The following is a 13,543-nucleotide window of genomic DNA, read 5'->3' as shown; positions in this document are numbered from 1 at the left end:
AGGCCTCTGGCACCGCGCAGGCTGGGCCGGACGATCATGACACACCCGGGATTTACACACGTTTTGTCCTATAACCCGGTAACTTACGGAGGCCTGGGATTAAACGCAAAAGGTCCCGGTTCGAAAACCGGGACCCATTCGCGGAGACGGGGGGATTTGAACCCCCGGTGGAGTTGTGCCCCACACTTCATTAGCAGTGAAGCCCATTCGGCCGCTCTGGCACGTCTCCGTTTGCTATTGCTAGCCCACCAAGGATACGCAGAACGTGCCGTTCAGTGCAAAACCGCCTGCGATCCGCTGCCCATTTCGATGACTCGCTGCCGTCCGCGCCGTTCGCACGGCCTTGCCTGCAGCGGGCCATCCAAATGGAACCTCAGTTGCTCCCGGCCAGCGTACGCCACAGGAAGTGGTTGCTTCGGGCTTGGAGTGCGGCTGCCTGCCTGTTGTCCGAAGCGCCCGCGTGCCCGCCTTCCAGTGCTTCGTGGAACCAGACATTCGGGATACCCATTGCCTGCATCCGAGCTGCCATCTTTCGGGCTTGGACGGGGCCTACCCGATCATCCGAGGTCGCGGTCCAAATGAAGGTTTCGGGGTACTCGACGCCGTCATGAAGCAGGTGATAGGGGGAGAAGGTACGGATAAATTCCCACTGCTCAGGCACGTCGGGGTCTCCATACTCCGCGATCCAGGAATATCCGGCAGAGAGTTTGGTGTAGCGGCGCATGTCCAGCAATGGCACGCCGCAGGACACTGCACCAAACAGTTCGGGGTACTGGGTCAGCATGTTGCCAACCAGGAGCCCGCCATTTGAGCCGCCCACGCAACCGAGTCGACGGCGGCTGGTCACGCCGCGGGAGATCAGGTCCTGTGCCACGGCGGCGAAGTCTTCGTAGGCACGGTGCCGCTTTTCCTGCAGGGCTGCCCGGTGCCACGAGGGTCCGTATTCGCCGCCGCCGCGGATGTTCGCCACAACGTACACACCGCCGCGGGTGTGCGAGCCGGGACCGTCGGCCAGTGCAGCAGCGGAAGTGCGACGCTCCAGCCAAGCCCTGCCAATGGTGCCGCTGTAGGCGGGGGTGCGGGAAACTTCGAATCCGCCATAGCCGGAAAGCTGCGTGGGATTTTGTCCATCCAGGACCAGGTCCTTGGATGCCACCTGGAAGTAGGGGACTTTGGTCCCGTCCGCAGAGACAGCGAAATGCTGCTGGACCTCATAGTCACCATCATTGAAGAACGACGGCGAACGCTTCACCACCGCATGCTGGCTCGTCACCCCGGCAGTCGATCCGCCGGATGAAGGAACCTCGCCAGCCGTGAGGGTGCCGCGGGTGAGGGTAGTTGGCGTGGTGAAACCGGTGGCGACCAACCAGTAGTCATTTCCGGCCCCGGACTCGTCTTCGTCGTCCACGGCATAGGCATTGACGTCGTGAAGCGGCGGGCACGCGTCCAGGGCCGTGGCAACCCAGCTGCTGTCGGAATCAACGCGGGAAGGGTCCAGCACCCTGATTTCGGATGAGACGTCGCGCAGGAGGTTGAGCAGCAGATAGTCCTTGGTCCAACTCCACGACTGCAGCGATGTGTGATCATCGGGCGTAAACAGCACCACAAATTGCCGTGATCCAGCCAAATACCCCTCGAGGTCAGCGGCCAGCAAGGAACCGGCCGCGTAGGTAACGCCGGAAACGTCCCAGTCCTTCTGCGGGCGGAACATCAGCCATTCCCGGTGGGCGCTGATGTTCACGTCTGTGGGCACGTCGATCGCTACCCATGAGTCGTCGCCAAGCAGCCACGTACTGCGGTTGTAGAAGTCGATGTAATCCACGGCGAAGGTTCGCTCGAAGCCTGGGGTTGAGTCATGGGCCACCATGGCCAGCATGTGGTCTTCGGGGATCTCGAAGATCCGCTCTGCATGGGCGAGGGATTGGCCGCGACGCAGCTTCACACCGGTCCGGGCGTACGAGGAAGTGGTTGCGGGCAACCCCTCTGCCGTACTGGAGACCAGCAAGGTGTCCGCATCCAGCCAACTCACGTTGCCTTTTGCCGTGGGCAGATCGAATCCGCCGGCGGCAGGGTCAACAAAGGTGCGGGATTCGACGTCGAACTCGCGGTGACGGTTGGCATCGCCGCCGTCGGGGGACAGCGAAACCATCGCGAAGCGGTACATGTCCCCGTCCAAAGGACGGAGGAACCCAGCTCCATGGAACACCCACTCGACGCCTTCTGCGGCGGCGAGGGCATCGATGTCCAGCAGCACGTCCCATTCGGGTGCCTCGGAAACGTAGCTCTCCCACGTGGTCCGCCGCCAAAGGCCCTTGGGGTGCTCCTGGTCCTTCCAGAAGTTGTAGTAGTAATCACCGCGCTTGTTCACCATGGCAATCCGGTCCGTGGAATCCAGGACCTCCAGAATGCCGGCTTCAACCGCTGCGTACTCTGCGTCCTCCAGCAAATCCTCGGTTCGTGCGTTTTGTTCGCCGACCCAGGCCAGCTGTTCTTCGCCGTGAATGTCCTCCAACCACACGTTCTCATCCGTGGGCTCGGGCGCGATGGTCGCAGCGTGGCGAGGCCCGGACTTGGTTTCCAGATCCGTGTCATTGTCAGGAAGGGGCGTCTGATCAGCTTCTGTGGTGGTCATCGCCCCATACAAGCAACACTTTTCAACTGGAAGCAAGTCACAGGAAGTTAGGCTTGAGCGTGGCTAAATCGCAAATCAATCGTGTTGCCCTTATTGGGGCCGGCCCCCGGGGCACGAGTGTCCTTGAGCGGCTGCTCGCGAATTGGGCTGCAGGGGCCAACAGCCGTGCGAACCGGGCCGATGCAGGGTGGAGCGCACTGCACATCCATGTTGTAGATCCTTTCCCACCGGCATCCGGCCATGTGTGGCAGCCGGAGCAGTCCAGGCTGTACCTGATGAACACACAGGCGTTCTATCCGACGCTCATCCCTGAAGATCCCAAGCTTGCGCAGCCCCTCGCGGGCGGTTCCTTCGACCAGTGGCGCGCCGCCCGGCGTCGTGATGGAAAGGGCCTGAACGACGCCGAAAAGGCGGAGTTGGCCACGCTCGAGTCCCACGATTTTCCGAGCCGGGCCCTATATGGAAGGTATCTGCGGCAGACTTTGGCGGAGCTGCTTCGGCGAATGCCCGACGGCGTGGAGGTCACCTTCCATGAAACGACCGCCGTAGCGGCGCGCCCGGTCCCGGCAAGCTCAGGCACCACAGGCGGGCAAGCGTTCGACGTCGAACTGGCCGACGGCACTACGCTCACCGTCGGCTCGGTGGTCCTCGCGCTGGGGCACGTCGAGTCCCGTTTGAATCCGGAGCAGCGTGCGTTCCAACGGGCCGCCGACGAGCACGGCCTCCTCTATTTCCCGCCTGCACCGCCGGCCGACGTCGACTGGCAGCGGGTGCCGGACAACGAGCCCGTCCTGGTGCGTGGGATGGGACTGAATTTCTTCGATGTCATGGGCCAGCTGACCGAGGGCCGCGGAGGCAAGTTCGTCGAAGCCGGCGTACCGGGAGCCGGAGTTCTCGAGTACCGGCCCTCAGGCAGGGAACCCAAGATCATCGCAGCATCCCGGCGCGGAACCCCGTACCGGGCCAAGGCTGGTTTGGCAGGGTATTACCCCAGCAGCATCACCATGAGTTACCTGACCGAGGCAGCAGTGGACCGCTTCAGGGCAGCCGGCATCCAGCCAGGATTCGACCATGACCTTTGGCCGCTCCTGCATCGTGACGCCTTGTGGGCTTACTACTCCACCCTGGCAAGGTCGCAGCCCGCCGCCATTCGCGATGCAGCGCAGTTCCTCGCGGACCTTGAGGATGCCTTGCAGCCCCACGCGCACACCACTGCCAAATGGGAAAGTGACGTCGCCGCCCTCGTGGACAAGCACGTGGTTGCCTCCCGCCGACTCAATGTCCGCGGGCTCGCTGCGCCGTTGGCTGGCCGGACGTTCGCGTCCCGCCGGGAGTTGGACCTGGCGATAACGGCCTACCTTGACGACGACGCGCGGCGCTCTGCCCTCGGGGAAGCCGACCCCGTGAAGATGGCCATCGGAGCCCTCCACAGAGGCAGGGCGATCCTCAAGTCTGTCGTCGCGGACGGCGGAATCACGGACGAATCGTGGGTCGCTGAACTGCGGGGATGGTTCGAATCGTTTGTTGAAGGCCTTGCAAGCGGAGCCCCAGCACTGCGTTCTGAGCAGTTGGCAGCTTTGGCGCGTGCCGGCGTCGTTGGTTTCGTTGGACCCGATCCCAAGTTCAGCGTGGATAGAAGCGCCAAGGTTTTCCGGGCGGTCTCGCCTTGGGTTCACGATGGACCTGTGGAGGCACCCACTTTGATTGAAGCGATGTCGCCAGCCAACCGAGTAGGCATCAATATTTCCCCGCTCCTGGAACAACTCATGGCCGACGGCCTTGTGCGAACCAAAATCATGATGAGTGCCGAGGGCACGCCAGTGCAGACAACCGGACTGGATGTGGAACCGCACCCGTACCGGCCTGTGGCGTCCAACGGCTCTGTGACGCAGGGGATGTATGTTTTGGGCCTGCAATTGTCCGCGACCCAGTGGGGAACAGCGATTGCTGCGGAGGCGCGTCCGGCAACCGGGAAGGCTTACGCCAGTGGCCAGCGAACCTTGCGGGATGCCGACGAAATCGCTCGTAGCATTCTGGGCAGTTAGCTGCCTTCGTTTGCGGTGAGTCCAACGCTTCGCTAGTGTGTGAGCTGCATCACCGGCAAAGTGGTGCGCGCTTTTGATCTGCGGCGGGAGAGTCCTGCCGGTACATCCCGTCAGGCGCCGTAGGAGCAAACCCTCCCCAGGAATCTCTCAGGCCCATGTACCGCCGCGGCGAGGCAACTCTGGAAAGCAGTCCGGGCATCCGGGCTCACCGAAGGTGCAAGCAGGCCCACTCCTGCGGAAACTCTCAGGTCCACGACAGAGCGGGGAGGAACCCGAATCATCGTGGCACCCAGTGCCGCCTGAACAATGGAGTTCCTCTTGACGATTCAGCGCCCACCATCCTCCGACTCGCATCGAGCAGACTCACCACACCTCGAACGGCAGCTCAGTAACCGGCACATCCAGCTGATCGCGATAGGCGGTGCAATTGGCACGGGCCTGTTCATGGGCTCGGGAAAGACAATTTCTGCCGCTGGTCCGTCTGTCATTTTCGTGTACATGATCATCGGCTTCATGCTGTTCTTCGTCATGCGCGCCATGGGCGAGTTGCTCCTGAGCAACCTGAACTACAAATCCTTCAGCGACTTCGCAGCGGACCTGCTGGGTCCCTGGGCAGGGTTCTTCACCGGCTGGACCTACTGGTTCTGCTGGGTCATTACCGGCATCGCTGACGTCATCGCGATCGCCGGGTACTCCAAGGAGCTCTGGCCTTCCCTTCCGCTCTGGGTACCCGGATTGATCACCATCGGTATCCTGCTGCTCCTGAACCTGGCTACGGTGAAAGCATTCGGCGAGACCGAGTTCTGGTTCGCCCTCATCAAGATCGTCGCTATCGCGGCCCTCATCATCGTCGGCCTGTTCATGATTTTCAGCGGCTTCCAGTCCGACGCCGGACCGGCCAGCTTCACCAACCTGTGGAGCCACGGTGGCTTCTTCCCCAACGAATTCATGGGCTTCGTCGCCGGTTTCCAGATCGCCGTCTTCGCTTTCGTCGGCATTGAACTGGTAGGCACCACGGCCGCCGAGGCCAAGGACCCGGAGAAGAACCTGCCCAAGGCCATCAACTCGATCCCGATCCGCGTGCTGCTCTTCTATGTGGGCGCCCTCATCATCCTGATGTCCGTCACCCCGTGGACCCAGTTCGCGGCTGGACACAGCCCCTTCATTGCCATGTTCTCCCTGGCCGGACTGGGTGCTGCCGCCACCATCGTCAACCTGGTGGTGCTCAGTTCTGCGATGTCCTCCGCCAACTCCGGCATCTACTCCACGTCCCGCATGGTTTACGGACTGGCTAAGGAAGGCGACGCCCCAGCTGTGTTCGGCGCGCTCTCAGGACGCAAAGTACCCCGCAACGCCCTGTTCCTTTCCTGCGTCCTGCTGCTGTCCGGCGTCGTTCTCATGTACGCAGGGCAGGACATCGGCAAGGCGTTCGACATGGTGACCACCGTGTCAGCTGTCTGCTTCGTGTTCGTATGGTCCATCATCCTGGCCAGCTACCTGGCGTTCCGCAAGCGGCGGCCACACCTGCATGATTCTTCGGCGTTCAAAATGCCCGGCGGCGTGGTGATGGTGTGGGTGGTCTTCGCATTCTTTGCCTTCGTGCTCTGGACCCTGACCACGCAGCCGGACACTTTTGCTGCGCTGCTGGCTACGCCGCTGTGGTTCGTGATTCTGGGGGTGGCCTGGTCCATCCTGCGTCGTCGGCCCGCGCATCTGGTTCGCTACGAGGAGTTCCAAGCGGAGCTTGAGAAAGACGCCAAGCGAGCGGAAGAGCCCGAGCTCGCAAAGAAGTAGCTGCCAAACCCCAGGGGGCACCTCACGATTCATCACCGTGAGGTGCCCCCTGGGGCAGCCTAAGGAAAGGGGCTGTTTAGCCCCTCAGGCACTTCTGATACTCCAGCCACGCCCACGTGTAGCGGAGCCAGCCCACGAGGTCGTACCACGTAGACGGTTTGACCGGCGGAGTGCACTGCGGCGGGTTGGGCCCGCTATCAGCTACCTGAACACTGGCCTTCACCACGGTTCCACTCTCGACGGCGGTCAGCACCAAGGTGCCGGTACCTGCAGCTGCCGCAGCGGGAACCTTGAGGTCCACCGTGGCTGCTCCTGCCGTTACTGGAACCGATCCAAGCGGCACTGCTGCGCCCTTGCTGTCCACGAAGATCGCATTGAGGGTGTTGTTGGCCGGGCTGCCGATCGAGGTGAGATTCAGCTTGGAGATAGCGAGTGTCATGGGCTCACCTGCTTTGACCTCTGTGGCGGTGGTGTTAACCACGGCAACTGACCGGCGCGCGAAGTCCGGAGACACGGGGTTGTGCTCACGCAGGTACTTGATCCACGCATCGCGGTCCACCAGACAGGTGTCCTTCGTGTTGGTGCCTTCCTTGAAGATCCGGAAGTTGTCGCCTCCCGTTGCCAGGAAGCTGAAGGTCCCAATTCTGTATTGCTTCGCCGGGTCCATCACGGTCCCGTTCACCCAGATGCCGGTGATGCGGTCCCCTGCAGGGCGGCCGGCGTCATAGGTGTAGTTGACGTTCTTGGAGAGTCCCAGCTGCTGGTAGGGGCGGCTGGGAACAGTTCCGTCAACGTTGGTCTGCCACTGCTGCTCAAGAAGGGTCTTGAACTGGGCGCCAGTGAGGGATGTAGTCCACAGGTTGTTCACGAACGGCAGGACCGCATTCGCCTCGGCGTAGGTGATGGTGCCGTCCGGGGCGTAGTAGAGCTCGTTGCGCAGGCCGCCGGGGTTTACGACGCCAATCTCCGCCCCGCCCAGTTCGGGCGCCTTGAGCGTGTCCACCAGGGAGTCCGCTACCAGGTTTCCGAGGGTGGATTCGCTCGCGCGGTCGTCCCGCTTGGGGGCACCTCCAAGCGGATCCGGCGTGAAGGCGGTGGTGATATCAGCTGTCACTGCGCCAACAGGCTGGTTCCCTATCACGGCGGCCTCGGCCAGTGCCTTATCCACGATCGCCTTTACCGTCGCCACCCGGGGATACGCGGCAGCCAGGCTTTCTGAAGTCTCCGTGGTCCGGTCCACGACGGCGGCCTTATAGCCCGTCACGGATTTCGTAGCGGTATCGACCGTGAGAGTCACGCTTCCCACGTTTTCGCCGTAGTTGCCGGTCTGCACAATGGGACGGGTTTTGCCGGTGGGTTGGCCGTTGGCATCCAGCAAGGGTGCGTCCCAGGCATACTCCTTGTGGGTGTGTCCGGTAAAGATGGCGGCCACGTCAGGGCTGGTCTCGTTGACGAGCTTGGCGAACGGTCCGCCGGCTGCGACTTCCTGCTCCAGGGTGGCACCCTCCGGTGTGCCCGATGCTGCGCCGTCGTGGTTCTCCACAATGATCAGGTCCGCCGCGTTCTCCGACTTGATCTTGGCGGCTACGCGGTTAATGGCTTCAACAGGGTCCCCGAATTCGAGATCCGTGATTCCCGCCGGGGTCACCAACGACGGAACTTCCTGCGTGACGGTGCCGATGACGGCCACCCGCAGGCCGTTCATATCCAGGACCTTGTACTCCGGCAGTACCGGAGTCTTGGTGCCCTTCTGGTAAACGTTCGCGCCCAGGTAGGCAAACTTCGCGTTGGTACCATCGGCGATGACGCGATCGCGCAGGTCCTGCCACCCGCCGTCGAACTCGTGGTTACCTACTGCGGAAGCCCGAAGCTCCAGCGCGTTCAGGACATCGATGGTTGGTTGGTCCTTCGCAACCGAGGAAGCGAAAAGTGAAGCGCCGATGTTGTCCCCGGCAGAAATGAAGGCTGTTGCGCCGGGGGCGGCCGCAGCGCGGAGCTTCTCCACAGTGCCGGCGAAGAGGACGGTGTTGGAGTCGATCCGGCCGTGGAAGTCGTTGATGCCCAGGAACTGCAGGTCAACAGTGGCCGGCATATCCGATCCTAAGTTCATGCCCACCACCACAGGATCGTGGTCGCTGGCACGGAACTCGTCCCCTGCATAGTAGTTGGTCACATTGTTGTTATACCTGCTGTATTCCAGCGCCACGGACTCCACAGAGTTGATGTTCCAAATGTCGGTTCCCGTGACTATCCCGGCCGCTGCCGGGGAAGCAAGGATGTGGTCCAGCGAGCCCACCATGCCACCGAAGAGGTAGGAATGCTTGCCGGTACCAGCTTCGAGGTCTGCGTAGCCTGCGCCGGTGAGGACATTGATGGGGTCTTCCTTGGCATAGGCGTTGAAGTCGCCGATCAGGAAGACCTTGTCCGTGCCGTTGGAGGCTTGGAGGTCCTTGGAGAAGGCGAGGAGTGATTCAGCCTGCTTTGTGCGGGCAATGTTCGAGGCGCCCTGGCCCTTGTCCGTGTCGTCCGGGGTGGCAGCGGAACCCTTGGACTTGAAGTGGTTTACGATCGCGATGAACTTCTTGTCTTCGTCCGCGCCGACCGGCTTGAAGACCTGCGCGAGCGGTTTGCGGGCGCTTGCAAAGGCCACGGTGTCGTTGTGGATGATTGACTCCCCGACCGGCTCGGCTACCGCCTTCTTGTAAATGAACGCGGTGCGGATCATATCCTCATCGCTTGGAGGGGGAGCGTTTGCGGGTGTCCGCACGTAGTCCCATACGCCCGGCGCCTTCACGTTGAGGGCGTCCACGAGCTTGGACAGGGCGTCGTCACGGTTCTTGCCGAACTGGGCGGAGTTCTCTATTTCCTCAAGGGATACGACGTCCGCACCGGCCTTGGTTACCGCAGCGACGATCTTGTTCTGCTGGCGTTGGAGGTTTTCAGCATTGGCAGCGCCGCGGGCATTGCAACCTTCCTTGACCGTGATCGGATTCCCGTCCCGGTCGGTGTAAAAAATGCAGCCGCTGAGCTGATCGCCGGTGGTTGTGAAGTAGTTCAGCACATTGAAGGAGGCAAGCTTTAGGTTTCCGCCGACGTCAGCGGGGCCGTCCGGGCGGGAGGCGGAGAAACTTGCAGGCTGCACAGTGTCCGCATTCGTGGGAGTCAGCGCTGTAAGGGGCTGGAATTTCCACGAATTATTGCCGTAGCCCAGGATCACATCGGTCCGGAACCGGGCGGGGGAGCCTACCCGAACAGGATCGGATGTAGTCAAGTAAGGGAGCTGCTGGGCCTTGGTGGTGGCGTCCTTGAGGAAGTTGGTGGATGCGCCGTCGTCGAGCTTGATGGCACGGAGGGCGTTCTCTGCCACCACGCCGGCATATTCTGCCGAACCATAGGTCGCGACCGCCGTCGGCTGCACTAACGGCGATGTCCCGGCCGCGAGGCCGATTTCGCCATACTGGCTCAGCGAATAGTTGTCTGTCACGGTGTAAGGGCCTTGTGGGGCGACGAGCATGCCCTCAAGGGCTTCGCGCGCCGCCTCGTTGGCGGGCATCTCGAATGCAGTGGGCTTTACCTCCGGCGCAGCTTCGCTCAGTTTCTGTAGGCCGGCAGCCTCAACCGTGAGCTGTGTCTGGTTGGCGAACTCGCTGACCACCCCCGTGAGTTCCACGTAGTCGCCGGGCTGCACCGTTCCCGTCGTCGCGGTGGAGTAGATGAACAAAGCGTCCGACGCCGTCCTGGCCGCCCCTGCATCCTCCCCGCCGCTTCCCGGGGTCTGGACGTAGTAGCCGTTGAAACCGCCCGTAGCGTACACGGCAGTTACTTTGCCACGGGTGGTTACGGTGCTGCCGACGAGCGGACTTGCCGTGCTGGTTCCCTGGATTTCGGCGATCGTCTTGAACCCGGGGGCCGGCTCGGGTTCAGTGGGCGGAGTTCCGCCGGCGGACGCCGTGGGCGTGATGGTGGCGCTCAAGCTGAAGTCGGCAGCATTGGAGCCGGTATCCACACCGTTGCTCCGATTGAGGCTTCTGACGTCAGTGTTGCCCGTGGGCGCAGTTGCTGCCGAAGTTTCGAAAGTGTTTGATGCGCCGTAGCCCAGGAGATCCGCTATGGCGGCATTGTCCGTCACTGAGCCCACGCCGAGCGGAGAAACTGCGTTGCTCTGCTTCGCCAGGACCAACGTGCCGGCAGTTCCACCCGGGTTCAAGGTTCCGGTGGCCTGCAGATCCGGGGTGGGCAGGGCGGGTGCCGTGGAGGTGCCGCTGTTCGTAGCCCCTTGGATCAGGTAATAGCCCTTGGCCGGGATGCTGCCGGTGAGGGGAGTGATTCCCGTGGGCGCTCCCGTGGCGGTTGCAGACCGGTACTGTAGCGACCACCCTGCCAGGCTGACGGAAGTGTCCGAGGAGTTGTAGAGCTCTACGAACTTGTTCTTGAAAGCAGAGCCGCTGCTGCCTCCGCTTAGATAGGCCTCATTGATGATTACTGCGGAGTTGCCGGGCGGCGATCCAGGATCGTCGGCGGCAATTGCGGGAACGGCTGTCAGCGGGGCAGCAAGTAAACCAACCGAAAGGGCTGCTCCAGCTGCTGTTTTCCAGTGTTTTTTGTGCATCCGCTCTAACTTTCATTAGGGGCCCTGTGGGGCTCTTTGGACTACGCCCGCTTTCTTGTGAAGTGGGCGATATGCCGGAAGTTACTCCGGGTAAACCTGGGTATCGGGCATAGCAGAACACGTCGGAATGAACAGGAAGTGGACCAGTGGTGGATGGAGGACGCCCGGATCCTGCCGGCTGCCTCGGGTCAGGAGACAGCCGCAGGAACCGGAGGTGCACGGGTTAGCTGGCAGGCGCCATGCTTTGGATCACCTTGAAGGCGGCACCTGTAGGGTCCGACAACGTGGCCAGCCGTCCAAAGGGGGTATCTTCTGCTGCCTGCAGGACGGTAGCGCCCAGAGTTACGGCCCGTTCCACTGTGGCGTCAGTATCGTCCACCGCGAAGTACACGCTCCACATGGACGGAACCTGGTCCGGGAGGAAACCGGCAGCGTCCATAATGCCGGCCTTGGCATCGTCACCAGCGCCCAACGTGGTGTAGCGGAACTCGGGCGTATCGCTCATGACGGCAGTTTCCCAACCGAAGACGCTCTGGTAGAAGCTGACTGCTGACTCGTAGTCCTTCGCGAGTAGTTCGTGCCATGCCGGGGCGCCGGATTCGGCAGCCACCTCATAACCCTTCATTTCACCGAACTGCCAGGCCCCGATTGCAGCTCCTGAAGAGTCGCCATACATGGCCATGCTGCCCTGTTCAGGAACTTCCATGGGCTCCAGGAGGACTTGGCCACCATGGGCGGCAGCTGCCTCAGTGGTGGCTTTGATGTCGTCCGTGCGCAGGTACGTCGACCACACATCAGGCATGGCACCCATGTCTGCCTGTTTCTGCATGATGCCCGCAACCATGCGTCCATCTTTGGAAGCTGTGATGTAGCCGCCGTACTTCTCCTGGTCGCCCGTCTCGTAAGTCCAGCCAAAGAGTGCGCTGTAGAAGGACTTGGCTTTTTCCGTATCGGATGTCATCAAATCAATCCAGCACGGGGCGCCGGGGGTGATGTCAGGCGTAGGCATAAGTGAGGCTCCTGTGTTCGTTCCGCGGCGGAAGCTACGGCTGTTTATGGGCGGTTGCGAGGACAAGCAGAACACTATGCGGGGGCTATGACAGTTTCAATGATTTTCTGGGTGTCAGTTCTCAGATCCGGATGGCAGCCCAACTTCTGGCCCGGTTTGAAGCCCGAGATGCCCCGGGTGTTAAGCCAAAAATGCCCCGGGTTCGTAGACCCGGGGCATTTGCTGGCGGAAGGTAAGGGATTTGAACCCTTGGTACGGGGTTACCGCACACTGGTTTTCAAGACCAGCTCCTTAGGCCGCTCGGACAACCTTCCCTGCCTAGTAGTGTTTCATAGGGAGTTGGCTGTTCCAAAACATCACGTGCTCCAGTCCCTGCCCCGGGCCTGGATTACAAGCAAGAAACCGGGAGTTCGTCATGAAAGCCGTCTATATTTCTGAACCAGGCGGACCCGAAGTCCTCGAAGTCCGTGACGTACCGGCTCCGGTGCCGGGCGAGGGCGAGGTACTGATCGACGTCGTGGCCGCTGGCCTCAACCGCGCCGACGTCCAGCAGCGCCGTGGCTTCTACCCACCGCCACCAGGGGCTTCAGAGATTCCCGGGCTGGAGGTTTCCGGTCGCATTGCCGCGTTCGGGCCAGGAGTCACCAAAGCCTTCTCAGTGGGGGACAAAGTGGTGGCGCTGTTATCGGGCGGCGGATATGCCCAGCAGGTCGCCGTGCCGGCAGAGCAAGTACTGCGGCTACCCGACGGCGTGGACCTGGTCACAGCTGCGGCACTGCCCGAGGTGGCGGCAACCGTCTACTCGAACCTCATCATGACGGCCCAGCTGCAACCCGGGGAGACTGTGCTCATCCACGGTGCCACCGGCGGCATTGGCACCATGGCCATTCAGCTCGCCAAAGCCTATGGAGCCAAGGTTGCCACCACCGCCGGCTCTGATGAAAAAGTTGGCACAGCAAAGGCCTTCCTAGGTGCAGATATCGCCATCAATTACAACGAGGAAGACTTCCCTGAAACCCTCAAGGCACAAAACGGAGGCAAAGGCGCAGACGTGATCCTCGACGTCGTGGGCGCCAAGTACCTGCAACAGAACATTGAAGCGCTCGCCGACTACGGCCGGCTGATCATCATTGGCCTGCAGGGTGGAACCAAAGCCGAGATCAATCTGGGCCAACTCCTCAGCAAACGTGCCGCCGTCATAGGCACAGCCCTCCGACCGCGGACGGTGGCCGAAAAGGGCATCATCATGTCCGCCGTACGCGAGTCCGTGTGGCCCATGCTCGCCGACGGCCGCATCAAGCCCCTGGTGGCCAAATCATTTCCGCTGGACCATGTCAGCGAGGCACATGAATACTTTGATTCCGGAGAGCACGTAGGAAAGGTCCTCCTGCTCCTCTAACAACCACAGCAGCCCGTTAATGCAGGACTTCCCCCACCAAATCCCCAGTAGCAAG

Annotated in this window: 6 protein-coding genes, 2 tRNA genes and 1 riboswitch; of the genes, 3 read left to right on the top strand and 5 right to left on the bottom strand. The window is 61.8% G+C overall.

Annotated features, from left to right (window positions below):
- Positions 1-141: 141 nt before the first annotated feature.
- A tRNA-Ser gene (locus ACFX4T_RS22300) sits at positions 142-229 on the bottom strand.
- A gap of 144 nt (positions 230-373) precedes the next feature.
- Entirely contained in the window at positions 374-2,632 is a 2,259-nt protein-coding gene (locus tag ACFX4T_RS22295) for a prolyl oligopeptidase family protein (RefSeq protein WP_377654202.1), read from the bottom strand.
- Positions 2,633-2,691: 59 nt separating this feature from the next.
- Between ACFX4T_RS22295 and ACFX4T_RS22290 the strand changes: the two genes are divergently transcribed.
- On the top strand, positions 2,692-4,677 hold the full coding sequence (locus ACFX4T_RS22290; RefSeq protein ID WP_377654200.1) for an FAD/NAD(P)-binding protein: 1,986 nt from the start codon (positions 2,692-2,694) through the stop codon (positions 4,675-4,677).
- Positions 4,678-4,751: 74 nt separating this feature from the next.
- A riboswitch (glycine riboswitch) is annotated at positions 4,752-4,850 on the top strand.
- 133 nt (positions 4,851-4,983) lie between these two features.
- Complete coding sequence (cycA, locus tag ACFX4T_RS22285) at positions 4,984-6,471, top strand: D-serine/D-alanine/glycine transporter (protein WP_216921327.1); 1,488 nt, start codon at positions 4,984-4,986, stop codon at positions 6,469-6,471.
- 76 nt (positions 6,472-6,547) lie between these two features.
- Here cycA and ACFX4T_RS22280 read toward each other — a convergent pair whose 3' ends face one another.
- From ACFX4T_RS22280 to ACFX4T_RS22270, 3 genes are all read right to left on the bottom strand, one after another.
- Positions 6,548-11,080: an ExeM/NucH family extracellular endonuclease gene (locus ACFX4T_RS22280; RefSeq protein WP_377654198.1), complete on the bottom strand. Its 4,533-nt coding sequence runs from the start codon at positions 11,078-11,080 to the stop codon at positions 6,548-6,550.
- Positions 11,081-11,303: 223 nt separating this feature from the next.
- The gene (locus ACFX4T_RS22275) at positions 11,304-12,089 is read right to left on the bottom strand and encodes a VOC family protein (RefSeq protein ID WP_216921323.1); all 786 of its coding nucleotides are present in this window, start codon (positions 12,087-12,089) and stop codon (positions 11,304-11,306) included.
- Between the two features lie 223 nt (positions 12,090-12,312).
- Positions 12,313-12,403: transfer RNA gene (locus tag ACFX4T_RS22270), tRNA-Ser, on the bottom strand.
- A 101-nt stretch (positions 12,404-12,504) separates the two neighbouring features.
- Here ACFX4T_RS22270 and ACFX4T_RS22265 point away from each other — a divergent pair.
- A complete protein-coding gene (locus ACFX4T_RS22265; protein WP_377654196.1) occupies positions 12,505-13,488 on the top strand; it encodes an NAD(P)H-quinone oxidoreductase in 984 nt (327 codons plus the stop codon).
- The last annotated feature ends 55 nt before the right edge of the window (positions 13,489-13,543 follow it).

Origin of the sequence: Paenarthrobacter sp. YIM B13468 (genome assembly GCF_042788025.1) — a bacterium.
Classification (GTDB): domain Bacteria; phylum Actinomycetota; class Actinomycetes; order Actinomycetales; family Micrococcaceae; genus Arthrobacter; species Arthrobacter aromaticivorans.
Note: the sequence above shows the minus strand (reverse complement) of the source record. Positions and strands in the feature narration are given on the sequence as shown.